This is a genomic window from Streptomyces sp. WI03-4A (assembly GCF_033792105.1).
In the GTDB taxonomy this organism is placed as follows: Bacteria; Actinomycetota; Actinomycetes; order Streptomycetales; family Streptomycetaceae; genus Streptomyces; species Streptomyces collinus_A.
The window spans coordinates 22,933-40,571 of the sequence record NZ_JARAUO010000027.1 but is presented as its reverse complement, the minus strand read 5'-3'; the positions used below and the strand labels follow the sequence as shown (position 1 = coordinate 40,571).

Sequence of the window (17,639 nt, the reverse complement as noted above, 5' to 3'; positions counted from 1 at the left end):
CTCACGCGGTGAAGTTCCGCGTGATCACGCAGGTCAACCCTACCGCACGCCCGCGGGTGCCCGTGTCGTCCCCGCCGCGACCGGGCCGGGGGTGCGGGTGGTGCGGCGGACCGGGACGAGGAGGGCGGCGCCGGTCGCGGCCAGGCACAGGACGGCGAGCAGGGCCCAGCCGTGGGTGTAGCCGGAGGCGTAGGGCAGGCCGGAGGGCTGGAGGCGGCCGGTGACCAGGACGCTGGTGAGGGCCGCGCCGATGGAGCCGCCGATGGTGCGGACGTTGGCGTTCATGCCGGTCGCCGCGCCCGTCTGCTCGGGCGGGACGCTGCCCACGATGAGCTGGGCCATCGAGGCGAAGGCGAGTCCGATACCGAGGCCGAAGAGGCCCGCGACCACGCCGATCTGCCACTGGGCGTCGTGCCAGAAGGCCAGGAATCCGCAGGCCAGCGCGCCGAGCGCGGCACCGGCGGTGAGCAACGCCTTGGCGCCGACGTGTGGTTCGAGCCGTCCGGACAGGACACCGGAGAGGAACATCGCCACGAGCATGGGCAGCATGAGCAGGCCGGACTCGGTGACGCTCGCGCCGAAGCCGTAGCCGGCCGCGGCCGGTGTCTGGACGAAGCCCGGCAGGAAGGACCAGATCGCGTACATGCCGGCGCCGAACAGCAGGGCGGCCGCGTTGGTGGTCCACACCGACGGCTGACGCATCACCCGCAGGTCGATCAGCGGCGTGCGGGAGCGGGCCTCGGCGGTCAGCCACAGCGCGAACAGCAGCACCGCGGCGGCGAGCAGGCCGAGCACCTTCGCCGAACCCCAGCCCCAGCGGCCGGCCTGGCTCAGCGGCAGCAGCAGCGCCACCAGCCAGGCCGAGAGCAGTGCCGCGCCGAGCCAACTCACGCGCCCCTCGGCCCGCTTGGGCGACTCGGGGACGTAGCGCAGGGCGATCAGCACGGTGCCGGCGACGACGGCCACCGGGATCCAGAACAGCCAGCGGTAGTCGAGGGCGGAGACGATGGGCCCGGCGGCCACGATGCCGACCCCGCCGCCGGCCGCGATCACCGCGGACAGGTTGCTGATGCTGCCGCTGACCTCGGACGGGGCGAACTCGTCCCGGATGATCCCGAAGGAGAGCGGGAAGAGGGCGCCGCCCACGCCCTGCACGACCCGGGCGACGATCAGCACGCCGATGGAGGGGGCCAGGGCGGCGACCAGACAGCCGGCGAGGACGGTCACCAGGACCGCCACCAGGGTGCGCTTCCTGCCGGCCAGGTCGCCGACGCGGCCGAGGATCGGCGTGAAGACCGAGGCGGACAGCAGATAGGCGGTCATCACCCAGGTCGCGGTGGACTGCGAGGTGTGCAGCGCGTGCTGGACGGTCGGCAGGGCCGGCGCGATCAGCGACTGCAGCATGGCGAACACGCCGGCACCGGTCGCGAGGACCGCGAAGGTGAGGCGGGAGGACGAGCGGGGCATGGAGAAGCCTCTCCGAAAGAGGAGCGCGGAGGGTGAGAAGGAGGTCTTCGTGACGGGCGGCGCGCGGCGCGCGGGGCCCGTGCTCACGGGTGCGGGCGGCCCGCGCTCGGACGCGTCCGTCCACGGCGGGGCCACCCCGCACTGCTAAAGTGGAGGTACCCCTCCACTCTAACGGAGGCATACCTCCGGTTCAAGCCGAATCGGAGGCGCACCTCCGATTCGCTCCACGATTCCCCCCGGGAGGCACCCGTGACGGCCACGCCGTTCCCCGTCAGCGAGATCGTCGCGTCCCGCCGGCCGCACCGCAGGGACGCCGCCCGCAACTACGACGCCCTGCTCGCGGCCGCCCGCGAGGCCTTCGCCGAGCACGGCGCCGAGGCGTCCCTCGAGGACATCGCGCGCCGCGCGGGCGTCGGCATCGGCACCCTGTACCGGAACTTCCCCACCCGCCGCGACCTCTTCGAGACCGTCTACGCCGACGACGTCAACGCCCTGTGCGCGGCGGCCCTGGAACTCGCCGACCGGGAACCCTGGGAGGCGCTGACCGCCTGGCTCGACCGGTTCGCCGGCTACATGGTCACCAAGCGCGCGGTCCGCGAGGCCCTGAACGACGAGTCGGACATCTTCGTGGCCTGCCGCGACTCCATGTACGCGGCCGGCGGCCCGATGCTGGAGCGCGCCCAGCGAGCGGGGGTGGCCCGGGCGGACATGGACTTCGGCGACCTGCTGCGGATGGTCGCAGGGATCACGGCGACCGCCTTCGAGACCGACGCCCAGCGCGACCGGGTCCTGTCGATCGCCCTCGACGGGGTGCGCACGGGACGCTGAGCCGGGCGTCGCGCCGCTGCCGGTCCGGCCTGCCGGTCCGGCCGCCCGCGGCTACTTGATGAACGCGTTGGCCACCACCACGATCAGCCCGAGCGCCGCGTCCAGCACGCCGATCAGGACGGCGGCCACCCAGCCGCGCCCCGAGCCACGGGCGGTGAACAGGCCGAGGCCGAACAGGATCGCGATGTTCATGCCGAACGCGATGTACTCGATGCCGTTCGGGCGCCACCAGCCCCAGCCCGCGCCCGCGAGCAGGAAGACGGTCGGCAGCACGGCCATGACCAGCGGCCACTCGTCGGCGAGGCTGCGCAGGACCTCCCAGCGGCGCTGCGGGGTGCGCTCGGCGATGTAGTGCGCGTAGCCGTGGGCCAGCGCCGAGGCGAACGCGGTGACCAGCAGCCAGAGGGCGTCGTAGCGGCGGCTGGCGGCGGAGGTGTGGCCGTACTGGGTGAGCGCGGCGACCAGCGAGCTGGCGAGGACGGCGCCGTAGACGCCGCCGAAGAGGACGGCCTCCCGCGTGCCGTGCCGCCGGTGCTGCTCGCCGGCGGCCGTCACGGAGTCGGCGACGGAGTCAGCCATGCTCCCCACGATCGCCCGCGCCCCGGTCCGCCGCCAGTCGGCGCGGCCCGACGAAGTGTCCTGCCACCAGGCCCGATGCCGCACACACTGTCCACGCCCGCCCGGCACGGCCGCTGGCTAGGCTCGCCCCCATGACGCACAGCTTCGCGCTCCACATCCCCGACGCCGACCTCGAACCCGAGCCCCTCGACCCGTCGCAGATCGTCTCCGGGACGCCGGAGGTGACCGGCAGGGTGGTCTGGGAGTCGGCGGACGGCCGGCAGCTCCGCGGGATCTGGCAGATCACCCCCGGCGTGGTCACCGACACCGAGGCGGACGAGCTGTTCGTGGTGGTCAGCGGCTCGGCGACGATCGAGGTCGAGGGCGGCCCGGTGCTGGAGGTGGGACCGGGCGACATGGCGGTGCTGCGCGCGGGCGACCGTACGACGTGGACCGTGCACGAGACCCTGCGCAAGGCGTACGCCATCACGCTGTGAGGCGCCGGACGGGTCAGGGACGGGACATGTCCGGGGTCGCGGGGCCCCTCGTGTCGCCCCGCGCCGCCCGGGGCCGACGCTTCCTTGACAGCCTCTTCATGTCCGGACATGGTGGCCGGACGTGGAGGACCGGTCCGTCCGCAGAGGGGCTGTCATGGTGCATGCGCTCGGGGTCGCCGTCGTCGGTTTCGGCTGGATGGGCCGGGTCCACACACGGGCCTACGCCCGGGTCGCGCACCACTATCCGGGGTTGCCGCTGCGGCCCGAGCTGGTGACGGTCGCCGAGGAGGTGCCGGGCCGGGCCGAGGAGGCCGCCGAGCGGTACGGGTTCGCCTCCGCCACCCGTGACTGGCGGGAGGTGGCCGCCGACCCGGCGGTGCGGGCCGTCAGCGTCACCGCGCCCAACTTCCTGCACCGCGAGATCGGCGTGGCGATGGCCGAGGCCGGCAAGCACCTGTGGATCGAGAAGCCGGTGGGCCTGACCGGCGCGGACGCCCGCGCGGTGGCCGACGCGGTCGCCCGCGCCGGGGTGCAGGGCACGGTCGGCTTCAACTACCGCAACGCGCCCGCCGTGGAGGCCGCCCGTGACCTGATCGCCTCCGGCGGGATCGGTACCGTCACCCATGTCCGCGTCCGGCTGTTCAGCGACTACGCGGCGCCTCCCGACGCCGCTCTGACCTGGCGTTACGAGCGGGCGCGGGGCGGCAGCGGGGTGCTCGGCGATCTGGCCTCGCACGGCGCCGACCTGGCCCGCTTCCTGCTCGGGGACATCGCCGCCCTGACCGCGGACACGGCCGTGTTCGTGCCGCGGCGGCCGCGCCCGGCCGGTGCCACCGCCGGTCACCCGCTCGCCGCCGGCGGCGAGCCGGGCCCGGTCGAGAACGAGGACTACGTCCACTGCCTGCTGCGCTTCGTCTCCGGGGCGCGCGGGGTCCTGGAGGCGTGCCGCGTCTCGGTCGGCGAGCAGAACAACTACGGGTTCGAGGTGCACGGCACCCGGGGCGCCGTCTCGTGGGACTTCCGCCGGATGAACGAACTGGCGGTCGCCCGCGGCACCGCCTACCAGGACCAGCCGGTCAGCACGGTGTACGTCGGCCCGGGCGACGGCGAGTTCGCCGCGTTCCAGCCGGGCGCGGCCAACGCGATGGGGTACGACGACCTGAAGGTGGTCGAGGCGTACCGCTTCCTGCGCTCCGTCGCCGAGGGCAGGCCGTACGGCGCCACGCTGGAGGACGCCGTGCGCAGCGCGGCCGCGGTGGACGCCATGGCGGAGTCGGCGGAGAGCGGGGCGTGGGTCGACCTGCCTCCGAACTAGACATGTTGTTGTCCCAAGGGTTCGTACGGACAAGGAGCCGCACCCCATGCGCATCGGAATCCTCGGTCTCGGCCGCATCGGCACCTTCCACGCCGAGACCCTCTCGAAGCTGGACGCCGTCGGCTCGCTCGTCGTCTGCGATCCGGTCCCCGAGGCCGCGAAGGCGGCCGCCGAGCGGTTCGGGGCCGAGGTGGCGGACTCGCCGCGGGCGCTGCTGGCGGCCGGCGTGGACGGGCTGGTCGTCGCGGCCGCCACCGACGCCCACCCGGCGCTCATCCGGGCCGGCGTCGGGGCGGGGGTACCGGTGTTCTGCGAGAAGCCCGTCGCACGCACGATGGCGGAGGGCGTGGCGGTACTCAGGGCCGTGCGGGACGCGGGGGTGCCGGTCCAGATCGGGTTCAACCGCCGTTTCGACGCGGGCTTCGCCGCCGCCCGGGCCGCCGTCCGGTCCGGTGAGCTGGGCCCGCTGCACACGATCCGGTCGACCACCCTGGACCCGGCGCCGCCGCCGGCCGCGTACGTGGCGGCCTCCGGGGGCATCTTCCGGGACTGCTCCGTGCACGACTTCGACATGATCCGCTGGGTGACCGGCCGCGAGGTCGGCGAGGTGTACGCGGTGGGTGGCAACCGGGGCGCGGAGCACATCGCGGCGGCGGGCGACGCGGACACCTCCGGGGCGGTCCTCACCCTGGACGACGGCACGATCGCGATGGTCTCCAACTCCCGGCACAACGCCCGGGGTCACGACGTCCGCATGGAACTGCACGGCTTCGCGGACTCGATCGCGGTCGGCCTGGACGACCGGCTGCCGCTGCGCTCGGTCGAGCCCGGGGTGCGCTTCCCCGCGGGCACCCCGCACGACTTCTTCATGGACCGCTTCGCCGCCGCCTACCGGGCCGAACTCGCCGCTTTCACCGAGGTCGTGGCCGGCACCCGCCCCTCGCCGTGCACCGTCGAGGACGCACTGGAGGCGGGCTGGATCGCGGAGGCGTGCACCCTGTCCCTGCGGGAGCACCGGCCGGTGCCGCTCGCGGAGGTGCGTGCCGTCTGACGGCGGGTCCCCGGACGGGGACCCCGAGGGGCCCGGCCGGAACCGTCAGCCGCAGTACCGGATCAGCCACTCGTCGGGGTTGTAGGTGTCCCGTGCCGGGTCCGGCACGGTCGCCGGCTTCGTCTCCACCGTGTCCTCCGGGCGTATCCGCTCGGGGAGCCGGCTGAAGCGGCCGGGGCCCGGGTCGGCCGTCCCGGCGTCCTCCGCAGGTGTCTGCCGGGGTTGGGTGCCATGCGTCATGTGGTCGTCCTCCCGTCCCTCGCGGGCGTTCCCCTGTCATATGTGAGAACGCCCGCCTGCCCCCGCTGGTTCCCGGCCCGCGCCGGAACGAACCCCTCCGGGCGCCGGTGTCCCCCCGGGTCACCGGTCGGGCGTCACGCCGGCGGTCCCGCCGAGCTCCGCCGCGCCCGGCAGCCTGTCCACGTCGACGCCCCGCACCTGCGCCAGTTCGTGCTTGAGCGCGGCGAGTTCGGCGCCGCCCGCCATGTGGTTCGTCAGCTCCTCCACGGTGATCTCGTCGCGTCCGGCGCTGAGTTCGAGGGTGCCCAGGCGCAGGACGGCGAAGTGGTCGCCCACCATGTAGGCGTGGTGCGGGTTGTGGGTGATGAAGATGACGCCGAGGCCGCGTTCCCGGGCGGCGGCGATGTACTTCAGGACGACGCCGGACTGCCTGACGCCGAGGGCGGCGGTCGGCTCGTCCAGGATCAGCACCCGGGCGCCGAAGTGGACGGCGCGCGCGATGGCCACGCACTGCCGCTGGCCGCCGGAGAGCGTGCCGACGGGCTGTTCCAGGTCGTCCAGGACGATGCCCATGTCGCGCAGTTCCCGGTCGGCGGTCTCCTTCATCCGGGCGATGTCGAGACGGCGTACGGGCCAGGGCCCCCGGGTCAGTTCGGAGCCGAGGAAGAAGTTGCGCCACACCGGCATCAGGGGCACGGTGGCGAGGTCCTGGTAGACGGCCGCGATGCCCCGGTCCAGGGCCTCCCGGGGGCTGTGGAAGCGCACCGGGGTGCCGTCGACGAGGAAGGTGCCCTCGGTGTGCCGGTGCAGCCCCGAGACGATCTTGATGAGGGTGGACTTGCCGGCGCCGTTGTCACCGAGGACGCAGGTCACCCGGCCGGCCAGGACCGTGAGGTCGACGCCGTGCAGGGCGCGGACGGTGCCGTACGACTTGCCCGCGCCGCGCAGTTCGACGACCGGTGTGCCGGGGGAGGTCCCGGTTTCCCGGACGGCTGCGTCCTTGGTTCCGTCGCCGTCTTCATCGCTCATCGGTGTCACCTCCGCGTCGCCGTGCGCTGGACCCACAGGTTGATCAGGACGGCGCCGAGCAGCATCACGCCGAGGAAGGCCTTGAACCAGTCGGGGTTCCAGCCGGCGAAGACGATGCCCTGGTTGACCATGCCGAACATGAACGCGCCGAAGACCGGGCCGACCGCCGAGCCGGAGCCGCCGGTGAGCGAGCAGCCGCCGATGACCGCCGCGGCGATGTAGATCAGCTCCTGGCCCACGCCCTCGCCGGACTGCACGGTGTTGAAGGAGAACAGGTTGTGCATGCCGACGAACCAGGCGGCGAAGCCGACCAGCGCGAACAGGGAGATCTTGGTGAGGTCCACCGGGACGCCGACCGCGCGTGCGCTCTCCTTGTTCCCGCCGACGGCGAAGACCCAGTTGCCGTACTTGGTGCGCAGCAGCACCCAGGTGGCCAGGGCGGCGAAGGCCACCCAGTAGAAGACCGTGATCTTCACCTGGACGCCGGCGATGCCGACGGAGGAGGCGAAGACCCTCCGGGCCTGGTCGAAGCCGTCCATGTCGCTGATGTCGTCGGTGGCGACGTTGCCGGTGACGAGCTTGGTGACGGCGAGGTCGACGCCTTGCAGGATCAGGAAGGTGCCGAGGGTGACGAGGAAGCTGGGCAGTCCGGTCCTGACCACCATCCAGCCGTTGAAGGCGCCGACGGCGAGGGAGAGGACGAGGGCGACGAGCACGCCGGTCCAGACGTTGACGGTCAGCTGGTAGCTGAGCATGCTCGCGGTGAGCGCGGAGCCGATGACGGCGACGCCCGACGACAGGTCGAACTCGCCGCCGATCATCAGCAGGGCCACCGGGAGGGCCATGATGCCGATGGTCGAGGACTGGTAGAGGACGGTGGCCAGGGAGCTGCCCTGGCGCAGCGAGGGCGCGGCGATCAGGAAGAAGACCAGGACGGCCGCGGCGCCGAGGAAGACGCCGACCTCGGGCCGGGCCAGCAGCCGGAGCACCGGGGGGCGCCGGGTGGTGCGGCCGTCGCCCGGGCGGGGGCCGGGCGACGGCGGCCCGCCCACCGCCGGCCCGGACTGCTGGGCCGTGCCCGTCACCGGGTGCCCTTCGCGGCGAACCGGGAGACCTGGTCGACGTTGGATGTGTCGACGAAGGCCGGGCCGGTGAGGACCGGCTGTTCACCGCCGCCGCTGTAGTTGCCGTTGTTCTTGTACAGCCACAGCGAGTCGACCGCCAGGTAGCCCTGGAGGTAGGGCTGCTGGTCCACGGCGAACCGGATGGTGCCCTTCTTGATGGCCCCGGCCATCTGGTTGTTCAGGTCGAAGGTGGCGACCTTGGCCTTGCTGCCCGCGTCGTCCACCGACTGCACCGCGGCCAGCGCGAAGGGGGCACCGAGGGTGACCACGTAGTCGAGGGCGCTGTTCTGCTTGAGCTTGGCCGTGATCGTCGACTTCACGGAGGGCATGTCGGTGCCGTTGACGTAGAGCGTCTCGGTCGTGCCGGAGAAGGTCTTCTTCAGGCCGTCGCAGCGCTGGGTGAGGCCGACGTTGCCCTGTTCCTGGATCACGCAGACGGCCTTCTTGGCGCCGACCGCGTCGAGCTTCCTGCCGAACGCCTCGCCCGCCACCGTCTCGTCCTGCCCGAAGAACTCGAGGAGGCCGAGCTTCTTCCAGTCGCTGAGGCCCGAGTTGAGGCCGACGACGGGTATCTTCGCCGCGCCGGCCCTGGCGACGACGTCCTTCAGGGCGCCCGGCTTGGCGAGGGTGACCGCGATGCCGTCGACCTTCTGGTCGATGGCGTTCTGCACGTAGTTGGCCTGGGTACCGGCGTTCGGGTCGGCGGAGTACACCAGCTTGATGTTGTCCTTGGCGGCGGCGGCCTCGGCGCCCTTGCGGACGATGTCCCAGAAGGTGTCGCCCGGGGCCTGGTGGGTGACCAGCGCGACTCTCATACGGGGGGTGTCGGCCCTGCCCGCCGAGGCGCCCGACCCTCCCTCGGCGGCCTTCTTCCCGCCGGAGCCGCTGGAACAGCCGGCGAGGACGAGGGCTGCCGCGGCGGCCACGGCCACGAGCGGGGCCAGTGCGCGGGAGCGGGGGTGACGAGTGCGGTCCATCGTTCCTGCACCTCACTGTGTGACGGGGAAGGGACGTTGTTGCGTCGGCACGCGATCCAAGTCCTTGCGCGGCCCGCTGTCAATGCTTTGTCAAGACATATTTTCGCCAGCAGGTCAGAATGTCAGCACAATCCAACTGCCGTTGCCACGACTCGTGTTGATCGGTCCGCCCCAGTACACCGCACCCGGCTCCACAACCGGAACACCCCGGTCAGCCTGCGGCGATGAGCGGACGGCGATGACGATTACGTTTCGGGCAAGAGACACCCCAGCGCGCCCAGACCTATTGACTCGTGAGCGGATGTGGGGCTGTTATTACGCCACGTTGTTCGGTCGAGTTGATTTCTGATCGGTTTCGAAGACCTTCGGTGATCGACTCATCCCCTTGGCCGAACCCTGTTTCTCAGGAGCCGCCATGCGCCTCTCCCCTGCCGCACTTCCCGCCACGGGCCCCAGCCGTCGTTCGCTGCTGCGCGGAGCGGGCGGTGCCGCCCTTCTCGCCGGCGCCGGGATACCCCTGCTGTCCGCCTGCGGCGGCAGCGGCTCGTCCGCCGACCCGAAGACCGTCACCGTCGGCTCCAACGCCTCGGACGCGGTGCCGAAGAAGGCCTTCGAAAGCGTCTACGCGGACTTCAAGAAGCAGTCCGGCATCACCGTCGACGTGAACACCAAGGACCACAACACCTTCCAGGAGCAGATCAACTCGTATCTGCAGGGCACGCCGGACGACGTGTTCAACTGGTTCGCGGGCTACCGCATGCAGTTCTTCGCGGCGAAGAAGCTGGCCACACCCATCGACGACGTGTGGGCCAAGATCGGCGGCAACTTCCCCGAGGCCATGAAGAAGCTCAGCAAGGGCGAGGACGGCAAGTACTACTTCATCCCGCTGACCACCTACCCCTGGGCGGTCTTCTACCGCAGAAGCGTCTTCCGGCAGCACGGCTACCAGGTCCCGGCCACCTGGGACGAACTGGTCGCGCTGTGCAAGCGGATGAAGAAGGACGGCCTGGTGCCGATCGCCTTCGGCGACAAGGACGCCTGGCCCGCGATGGGCACCTTCGACCAGATCAACTTCCGCCTGAACGGCTACGACTTCCACGTCGAGCTGATGGCGGGCAAGGCCGCCTGGACCGACGCCAAGGTGAAGGCCGTCTTCGACCACTGGTCCGAGCTGCTCCCCTACCACCAGGACGGCTTCATGGGCCGCACCTGGCAGGACGCCGCGCAGACGCTGGTCGCGAAGAAGGCCGGCATGTACCTCCTGGGCTCCTTCGTCGCCCAGCAGTTCACCGACAAGGCCGACCTGGACGACCTGGACTTCTTCCCCTTCCCGGAGATGAACTCCGCGTACGGCCAGGACACCGTCGAGGCCCCGACCGACGGCTTCATGGTGAGCAAGGCCCCGAAGAACCACGCGGGTGTCGTCAAGCTCCTGGAGTACCTGGGCAGTCCGGCGGCCGAGGAGCTCTACCTCAAGACCGACCCGAGCGTGGTGGCCGCCTCCAGCAAGGCCGACACCTCCGCCTACTCGCCGCTCCAGAAGAAGGCGTTCGACATGATCAGCGGGGCCAAGAGCCTCACCCAGTTCATGGACCGCGACTCCCGGCCCGACTTCACCTCCACGGTGATGCAGCCCGGACTCCAGAAGTTCCTGCAGAACCCGAAGGGCGTGGACAGCCTGCTGTCGTCCATCGAACGCCAGAAGAAGCAGATCTTCGCGTCCTCGTGAGCGCCCCCATGACCACCGACACGCCGACGACGCGGACGGAGGCGGCCGCCGTGCCGCCTCCGGGCGCCGCCTCCGCATCCCAGCGGGCCGGCCAGGGCCACCGGCGCCTGCTGACCCGCCGCGACCGGTTCACGCTCGCCCTGATGGCGGGCGTGCCCACGGTCCTGCACGTGGCCCTCGTCTGGGTCACCGCCATCGCCTCGATCTTCCTCGCCTTCACCACCTGGGACGGCATCGGCTTCGACTCCATCAAGTGGGTGGGCCTGGACAACTTCCGGCAGCTCTTCGCCGACAACCCGCAGTTCTGGCCCGCCGTCCAGCACAACATCATCTGGTTCGTCGTCCTCATCCTGGTCCCGACGCCGTTCGGCCTCTTCCTCGCCGTACAGCTCGACAAGCGGATCCGCTTCAGCCGGGTCTACCAGACGGCGTTCTTCCTGCCGGTCGTCATCTCGATGGCCTGCATCGGCTTCGTCTGGCAGCTCGTCTACAACCCGGACACCGGCCTCATCAACAGCGTCATCGGCGCCAACAAGCCCGGCCACTACATCGACTGGATCGGCGACCCCAAGCTCAACCTGTGGGCGGTCCTGATCGCCGCGTCCTGGCGGCACACCGGCTACATGATGATCCTGTACCTGGCCGGCCTCAAGAGCGTCGACCCCTCGCTGCGGGAGGCCTCGGCGCTGGACGGCGCCAACGAGTGGCAGACGTTCAGGAGCGTCATCTTCCCGACCCTGCGCCCGACCAACACGGTCGTCCTCGTGGTCACCATCATCGAGGCGCTGCGCGCCTTCGACCTGGTCTTCGTCTTCAACAAGGGCGCGCAGGGCACCGAGTTGCTGTCGATCCTGGTGACCAACAACATCATCGGCGAGTCCAGCCGGATCGGTTACGGGTCGGCCATCGCCGTCGTCCTCCTGGTCATCTCCCTCGCGGTGATCATCCCGTACCTGATCGCCACCTTCCGGAAGGAGCGGCGCGCATGAGCGGCACCACTCTCCCGCTGAAGCGGCGCGCCCCCCTCCGCCCCGCCCGGGTCCTGCTGCACGTCTTCCTCGCGGGAACGGCCCTGGCGTGGCTCGCGCCGCTGATGTGGGCCGTCTTCTCGGCGCTGCGGCCGTACGGCGAGACCAGCGCCAAGGGGTACGTGTCCTGGCCGGACACGCTCAACCTGGACAACTTCACCCACGCCTTCCAGCAGTCGGACATGGTCCACTACTTCGGCAACACGCTGGTCATCGCCGTACCGGCCGTGCTGGTGACGCTGTTCCTGTCCTCGTGCGTCGCCTTCTACGTCGCCCGCTTCGACTTCCGGCTGAACCTGGCGCTGCTGCTGGTCTTCACGGCGGGCAACCTGCTGCCGCAGCAGGTCATCATCACCCCGCTGTACCGGCTGTACCTGCTGACCGACCTGCCCGGCGTCACGGCGAGCGGCAAGCTGTACGACTCCGCGCTCGGGCTCGTGCTGATCCACGTGGCCTTCCAGTCCGGGTTCTGCGCGTTCGTGCTGAGCAATTACATGCGCTCGCTGCCGCACGAGCTGACCGAGGCGGCACTGGTCGACGGCGCCTCGGTGTGGCGGCTGTACTGGCAGATCACGCTGCCGCTGTGCAAGCCGGCGATGGCGGCCCTGGCCACCCTGCTGTCGATCTGGATCTACAACGACTTCTTCTGGGCCCTGGTGCTGATCTCGACCGGCGAGAACATGCCGATCACGTCGGCCCTGAACAACCTGTCCGGCCAGTACTTCACCGACCCCAACCTGGTCGCCGCGGGCGCCCTGCTCACCGCGATCCCCACGCTGGTCGTGTACTTCGTGCTCCAGCGCCAGTTCGTCAGCGGCCTCACCCTCGGCTCCGCCAAGGGCTGAGGCGCGGGCCGCGGGCGGGGCCCGCCCGTCCGCCGGGGCCTCGCGGCGGCACCGTAACTTCTTCCGCCGCGGGGCCCCGATGTGGCGTTTTCTTCACTTCCGGACTCCTCTCACCACAGAACAAACGGTGATTTGGCGACGGCTCGGGGCATATCCGACCATGGGCACGCCCCGGCGATCCCGGGAACAGCAGTTCGATGAGAGGCCCACCCCGCCATGCACGTCACCGGGACCGCCCCGCGGCCGGCTCCGGCCGCCCCGCCCGCCCCCGAGGCTCCTGCCTCCGACCGCCACGGCGACACCGGCAGGCATGCCCGCCGCTTCGGGCTGCCGGTCGCCACCGCCCTGGTCATGGGCAACATCATCGGCGGCGGCATCTTCCTGCTCCCGGCGTCCGTCGCCCCCTACGGCACGGTCAGCCTGGTCGCCTTCGGCGTCCTGACCGTCGGCGCCATCGCGCTCGCCCTGGTCTTCGGCCGGCTCGCCGAACGCGACCCGCGCACCGGCGGCCCCTACGTCTACGCCCGCGAGGCCTTCGGCGACTTCGCCGGCTTCCTCGCCGCCTGGTCGTACTGGATCACCACCTGGGTGTCGAACGCCGCGCTCGCCGTCGCCGCCGTCGGCTACCTCGACGTGCTGATCCCGGTGAACGGCCACCGCTGGACCGCGTGCCTGGCCGCGCTGGCCCTGCAGTGGCTGCCCGCCCTGGCCAACTTCGCCGGCACCCGCTACGTCGGAGCCGTCCAGCTCGTCTCCACCGTCCTGAAGTTCGTGCCGCTGCTGCTGGTCGCGGTCGGCGGGCTGTTCTTCCTCGACCCGGCGAAGCTCGGCGCGTTCAACGCCACCGGCCACAGCCCGGTCGGCGCGGTGTCCGCCTGCGCCGCCCTGCTGCTCTTCTCCTACCTCGGCGTGGAGTCCGCCGCCGTCAGCGCCGGCGAGGTGAGGAACGCCCGCCGCAACGTGGGCCGCGCCACCGTCATCGGCACCGCGGGCGCCGCGCTGGTGTACCTGCTGGGCACGCTGTCCGTCTTCGGCACGGTCCCGCACGACCGTCTGGTGCGGTCCACCGCGCCCTTCTCGGACGCCGTCGACGCCATGTTCGGCGGCGGCTGGGGCGGCTGGGCCGTCGCGCTCGCCGCACTGGTGTCGATGACCGGCTGCCTCAACGGCTGGACACTGCTCAGCGCCCAGACCCCGTACGCCGCCGCGCGGGACGGCCTGTTCCCGGCCGCCTTCGCCCGCAGGCGGCGTGGCGTGCCGACCGTCGGCGTCGGCGTCACCGTCGTCCTCGCCTCGCTGCTCACCGTCTACAACTACGTGTCCGGCTCGGCGAAGGTCTTCGAGGTGCTCGTCCTCATCACCACGTTCACCGCGACCGTGCCGTACCTGCTGGCCACCGCCGCGCAGGTGTTCCACCTCGCCGCCGGGCGGCGCGAGGCGGTCGACCGGGCGCGGCTCGCCCGGGACGCCGTGGTCACGGCGGTCGCGGCCGCCTTCTCGATCTGGCTCGTCGCGGGCGCGGGCTACACGGCGGTGTACCAGGGCGTGCTGTTCCTGTTCGCGGGCATCATCGTCTACGCGGTGCTGGCGGGCCGGCGCCGCGGCGGGGTCTGACCGGCGCGACGGGGTGAGGGTCGAAGACGGACGGGCCAGGAACGGCCGAGGGGCCGCTCCGGATCTCTCCGGAGCGGCCCCTCAACCACGACTCTCTCGAGTCGGGACGACAGGATTTGAACCTGCGACCCCTTGACCCCCAGTCAAGTGCGCTACCAAGCTGCGCCACGTCCCGATGCGCTCACTCGCGGTGACCCGCGTGATCGCGCGAACAGCACTTTACCCCACGCGCGGGGGTGCGCCGAAGAGGGTTCGGGGCGGGGCGGGGACAATCGGTCGTATGGGCGAGACGGGTGAGACGCGCGGCGCGGGCGGGACGACGGGCGGCCGGGACCGGGACACCGAGGGGCGGGCGCGCAACGCCCGGCCGCGGGACGGGCTGGGGCGGCCGCTGCCGTACGGGACGCACGGGGTCGAGCGGCAGCCGGAGGGCATCGTGCGGACCCCGCGGGAGACGGTCGTGGAGGCACAGGCGCTGCTGGAGGCGGGCAAGCCCTTCCACGCCCACGAGGTGTTCGAGGACGCCTGGAAGTCGGGGCCCGGCGAGGAGCGCGCGCTGTGGCGGGGGCTGGCCCAGCTCGCGGTGGGGCTCACGCACGCGGCCCGCGGCAACGCCACCGGCGGGGCGCGGCTGCTGCGGCGCGGCGCGGGGGCGGTCGAGGAGTGGTCGGCCGCCACCGGCGAGGACCGGCCCTACGGGATCGGCGTCGCGGGGCTCGCCGTGTGGGCGCGGGAGCTGGCCGGGCGGGTGGAGTCGGGCGCGGGGCCCGTCGACGCGACGGCGGAGGCGCCTCGGCTCGGCTTCTGAGCGGGCGGCGCGGGGCGGACGGAGGTGGCGCACCCGCGGACGGAGGCGCCGGAGCCACGCCGGGAGGCATACGGCAGACTCGGGGCGTGCGAAAGATTCATGTCATCGGTATCGGTGCGGGCGACCCCGACCAGCTGACCCTGCAGGCGGTCAAGGCGCTGCGGAGCACGGACGTGTTCTTCCTGCTCGACAAGGGCGAGGTGAAGAGTGATCTGACCCGGCTCCGCCGGGACATGCTGGACGCACACCTGCCCGGGGGCGGTTACCGTGTGGCCGAGGTCCGTGACCCCGAGCGGGACCGCGCGGCGGGCGGTGCCTCGTACTCGCCGGCCGTGGAGGACTGGCGCAGCGCACGCGCGGAGATCTACGAGCGGCTGATCGCCGGGGAACTGGACGAGGACGGCACCGGGGCCTTCCTGGTGTGGGGCGACCCGTCGCTGTACGACAGCACGCTGGGGATCCTGGAGGAGGTGCTGGGGCGCGGCGCGGTGGAGTTCGAGTACGACGTGGTGCCCGGCATCAGCAGCGTCTCCTCGCTGGTCGCCCGGCACCGCACGGGGCTGAACCGGGTGGCGCGGCCGGTGCAGATCACCACGGGGCGGCGGCTGGCGGAGGGCTTCCCGGAGGGCGTGGACGACGTCGTCGTGATGCTGGACGCGCACCAGGCCTTCCGGAAGTACGCGGGGGACGACATCGACATCTACTGGGGGGCGTACCTCGGCACGCCGGACGAGATCCTCGTCTCCGGGCCGCTCGCCGAGGCCGGTCCGCGCATCGAGCGGCTGCGGGCGGAGGCGCGCGAGCGCAAGGGCTGGATCATGGACACGTACCTGCTGCGCAGGCACCCGGGTCCGGGCGAGGGCTGACCGGCACGGCGGCGGGCCCCGGGGGGCTCAGCCGTCGAACCCCAGCCGGCCGAGCACGCCCGCCACGTCCGGCACCGCGCTCACCCCGTCCGGCAGCGGGGGCCGGCGCACGACGATCACGGGCAGCCCGAGAGCGCGCGCGGCGGTCAGCTTCGCGGCCGTCGCCTCGCCTCCGCTGTCCTTGGTCACCAGGACGTCGACGCGGTGGGCGCACAGCAGTTCGCTCTCCTCGGCGACGGTGAACGGGCCGCGCGCCAGGACCACTTCGGTGTGCGGGGGCAGGGGCGGCGCGGGCGGTTCGACGGACCGCGTGACGAAGTGCTGCTCCGTCAGGTGGGCGAAGGCGGCGAGGCCGAGGCGGCCGGTGGTCAGGAGGACCCGGCTGCCCGGGCGGAGGCGGGAGACCGCCTCGGCGGCCGCGGCCGTGGAGGCGACCTCGTGCCACCGGTCGCCGGGGCCGGGACGCCAGCCGGGGCGGCGCAGGACGACCGCGGGGACGCCGGTGGCCGCGGCGGCGCGGACCGCGTTCGCGGTGATCGTCTCGGCGAACGGATGGGTGGCGTCGACGAGGGCGTCCACGTGGTGCGCGCGCAGCCAGTCGGCGAGGCCGTCCGCGCCGCCGAAACCGCCGGTCCTCAGCTCGCCGGCCAGGGCCGCCGGGCGGCTGACCCGGCCCGCGAGCGAGGTGGTGACCCGGACGCCCGGGCGGGCGGCGAGTCCGGCGGCGAGGCGGCGGGCCTCGGCGGTGCCGCCGAGGATCAGCACGTGCGGGGACATGGGCTGAGCGTACGAGGTCGTACGGGCCGGTCCGCCGCCCGGGTGGCCCGCAGGGTGGCTGCCGGCTAGCGGAGCAGCAGCTGTACGCCGCCCACGACGGTCGCGGCGATCACCAGCCGCTCGAACAGCCGCTGGTCGATCCGGTGCACGGCCCAGCCGCCGAGCAGCGCTCCGGGCACGACGAACACCAGGAGCGCCGCGTCCAGGAGCAGGGAGCGGCCGTCGATCAGGCCGAGTCCGGCGCTGAAGGGCACCTTGGACACGTTGACGATGAGGAAGAAGAAGGCCGACGTGCCGAGGAAGCCGAGTTTGCGGAAGCCCGCGGAGAGCAGGTACAGCGACATCACCGGGCCGCCCGCGTTGGCGACCATCGTGGTGAACCCGCCGAGGACGCCGTAGGAGCGTGCCTTGATCCGGCCGGTCCTGGTGGTCACCGCGGCCGGCTCGTCCGGCTCCTGCGGACCGTCCGGCGAAGCGGCCCGGCGCCGCCGCCACATCGTGATTCCGGCCATGAGCAGCAGGATCGCGCCGATCGAGGTGCGCACCACGCCGTCGTCGGCCCACAGCAGGAACAGCGTGCCGAGGACCACGCCGGCCGCCACCGCCGGGAACAGCCGCCACAGGGTGGGCCAGTGGGCGTGCCGCCGGTAGGTGAGGACGGCCAGGACGTCGCCCGCGATCAGGACGGGCAGCAGCACGCCGGTGGAGGCGCGGGCGGGCAGGACCGCCGCGAAGATCGCCAGGCTGACCGTGTTGGCCCCGCTGACGGCCGTCTTGGAGAAGCCGACGAGCAGCGCCGCGAAGGCCAGGGCGGCGAACTCCCGGCCGGATATGTGCCAGAGCGTCATCGTGTTCATGCTCAGGCCGATGCTATGCGCACGCCTCC

General features: G+C 72.1%; 19 protein-coding genes and 1 tRNA gene. 11 read left to right on the top strand and 9 right to left on the bottom strand.

Features of this window, described 5'->3' with window-relative positions; all coding sequences use genetic code 11:
- Positions 1–39: 39 nt before the first annotated feature.
- Complete coding sequence (locus tag PV343_RS25050) at positions 40–1,467, bottom strand: MFS transporter (RefSeq protein ID WP_319149207.1); 1,428 nt, start codon at positions 1,465–1,467, stop codon at positions 40–42.
- On the opposite strand from PV343_RS25050, the gene PV343_RS25045 reads away from it, so the two are divergent.
- Both PV343_RS25045 and PV343_RS25040 read left to right on the top strand, forming a co-directional pair.
- Positions 1,466–1,615: a hypothetical protein gene (locus PV343_RS25045; protein ID WP_319149206.1), complete on the top strand. Its 150-nt coding sequence runs from the start codon at positions 1,466–1,468 to the stop codon at positions 1,613–1,615. The genes PV343_RS25050 and PV343_RS25045 overlap by 2 nt on opposite strands.
- A 101-nt stretch (positions 1,616–1,716) precedes the next feature.
- A complete protein-coding gene (locus PV343_RS25040) occupies positions 1,717–2,295 on the top strand; it encodes a TetR/AcrR family transcriptional regulator (RefSeq protein ID WP_319149205.1) in 579 nt (192 codons plus the stop codon).
- A 51-nt stretch (positions 2,296–2,346) separates the two neighbouring features.
- Here PV343_RS25040 and PV343_RS25035 read toward each other — a convergent pair whose 3' ends face one another.
- Positions 2,347–2,874: a hypothetical protein gene (locus PV343_RS25035; RefSeq protein ID WP_319149204.1), complete on the bottom strand. Its 528-nt coding sequence runs from the start codon at positions 2,872–2,874 to the stop codon at positions 2,347–2,349.
- Between the two features lie 131 nt (positions 2,875–3,005).
- On the opposite strand from PV343_RS25035, the gene PV343_RS25030 reads away from it, so the two are divergent.
- The 3 genes from PV343_RS25030 (at position 3,006) to PV343_RS25020 (ending at position 5,716) form a co-directional block, all read left to right on the top strand.
- A complete protein-coding gene (locus PV343_RS25030) occupies positions 3,006–3,350 on the top strand; it encodes a cupin domain-containing protein (RefSeq protein ID WP_319149203.1) in 345 nt (114 codons plus the stop codon).
- Between the two features lie 154 nt (positions 3,351–3,504).
- Positions 3,505–4,665, top strand: coding sequence for a Gfo/Idh/MocA family protein (locus PV343_RS25025; RefSeq protein WP_319149202.1), 1,161 nt, complete (start codon positions 3,505–3,507; stop codon positions 4,663–4,665).
- 46 nt (positions 4,666–4,711) lie between these two features.
- Positions 4,712–5,716 carry a Gfo/Idh/MocA family oxidoreductase gene (locus tag PV343_RS25020; protein ID WP_319149201.1) on the top strand — a complete coding sequence of 335 codons (1,005 nt, stop codon included), beginning with the start codon at positions 4,712–4,714 and terminating at the stop codon, positions 5,714–5,716.
- Positions 5,717–5,761: 45 nt separating this feature from the next.
- Here PV343_RS25020 and PV343_RS25015 read toward each other — a convergent pair whose 3' ends face one another.
- The 4 genes from PV343_RS25015 to PV343_RS25000 form a co-directional block, all read right to left on the bottom strand.
- A complete protein-coding gene (locus PV343_RS25015) occupies positions 5,762–5,956 on the bottom strand; it encodes a hypothetical protein (RefSeq protein ID WP_319149200.1) in 195 nt (64 codons plus the stop codon).
- Between the two features lie 120 nt (positions 5,957–6,076).
- Positions 6,077–6,985 carry an ATP-binding cassette domain-containing protein gene (locus PV343_RS25010; protein ID WP_319149199.1) on the bottom strand — a complete coding sequence of 303 codons (909 nt, stop codon included), beginning with the start codon at positions 6,983–6,985 and terminating at the stop codon, positions 6,077–6,079.
- Between the two features lie 5 nt (positions 6,986–6,990).
- Positions 6,991–8,070, bottom strand: a complete 1,080-nt coding sequence (locus PV343_RS25005) for an ABC transporter permease (protein ID WP_319149198.1) — start codon at positions 8,068–8,070, stop codon at positions 6,991–6,993.
- Positions 8,067–9,086 (bottom strand): sugar ABC transporter substrate-binding protein, encoded by a 1,020-nt coding sequence (locus PV343_RS25000; RefSeq protein WP_319149197.1) that lies wholly within the window; start codon positions 9,084–9,086, stop codon positions 8,067–8,069. The genes PV343_RS25005 and PV343_RS25000 overlap by 4 nt, the downstream gene beginning before the upstream one ends.
- Positions 9,087–9,501: 415 nt before the next feature.
- Between PV343_RS25000 and PV343_RS24995 the strand changes: the two genes are divergently transcribed.
- The 4 genes from PV343_RS24995 (at position 9,502) to PV343_RS24980 (ending at position 14,302) form a co-directional block, all read left to right on the top strand.
- A complete protein-coding gene (locus tag PV343_RS24995) occupies positions 9,502–10,815 on the top strand; it encodes an ABC transporter substrate-binding protein (protein ID WP_319149196.1) in 1,314 nt (437 codons plus the stop codon).
- 8 nt (positions 10,816–10,823) lie between these two features.
- Complete coding sequence (locus tag PV343_RS24990) at positions 10,824–11,804, top strand: sugar ABC transporter permease (protein WP_319149195.1); 981 nt, start codon at positions 10,824–10,826, stop codon at positions 11,802–11,804.
- Complete coding sequence (locus PV343_RS24985) at positions 11,801–12,688, top strand: carbohydrate ABC transporter permease (RefSeq protein WP_319149194.1); 888 nt, start codon at positions 11,801–11,803, stop codon at positions 12,686–12,688. The genes PV343_RS24990 and PV343_RS24985 overlap by 4 nt, the downstream gene beginning before the upstream one ends.
- Before the next feature lie 216 nt (positions 12,689–12,904).
- Positions 12,905–14,302: an amino acid permease gene (locus PV343_RS24980; protein ID WP_319149193.1), complete on the top strand. Its 1,398-nt coding sequence runs from the start codon at positions 12,905–12,907 to the stop codon at positions 14,300–14,302.
- 101 nt (positions 14,303–14,403) lie between these two features.
- Here PV343_RS24980 and PV343_RS24975 read toward each other — a convergent pair.
- Positions 14,404–14,477: transfer RNA gene (locus PV343_RS24975), tRNA-Pro, on the bottom strand.
- A gap of 105 nt (positions 14,478–14,582) precedes the next feature.
- On the opposite strand from PV343_RS24975, the gene PV343_RS24970 reads away from it, so the two are divergent.
- A complete protein-coding gene (locus tag PV343_RS24970) occupies positions 14,583–15,110 on the top strand; it encodes a DUF309 domain-containing protein (RefSeq protein ID WP_319149192.1) in 528 nt (175 codons plus the stop codon).
- Between the two features lie 86 nt (positions 15,111–15,196).
- Positions 15,197–15,976 (top strand): precorrin-6A synthase (deacetylating), encoded by a 780-nt coding sequence (gene cobF / locus PV343_RS24965; RefSeq protein ID WP_319149191.1) that lies wholly within the window; start codon positions 15,197–15,199, stop codon positions 15,974–15,976.
- A gap of 27 nt (positions 15,977–16,003) precedes the next feature.
- Here the strand turns inward: cobF and PV343_RS24960 are convergent, their stop codons facing one another.
- A complete protein-coding gene (locus tag PV343_RS24960) occupies positions 16,004–16,753 on the bottom strand; it encodes a cobalt-precorrin-6A reductase (protein WP_319149190.1) in 750 nt (249 codons plus the stop codon).
- 65 nt (positions 16,754–16,818) lie between these two features.
- Positions 16,819–17,610 (bottom strand): sulfite exporter TauE/SafE family protein, encoded by a 792-nt coding sequence (locus PV343_RS24955; protein WP_319149189.1) that lies wholly within the window; start codon positions 17,608–17,610, stop codon positions 16,819–16,821.
- Positions 17,611–17,639 lie beyond the last annotated feature (29 nt).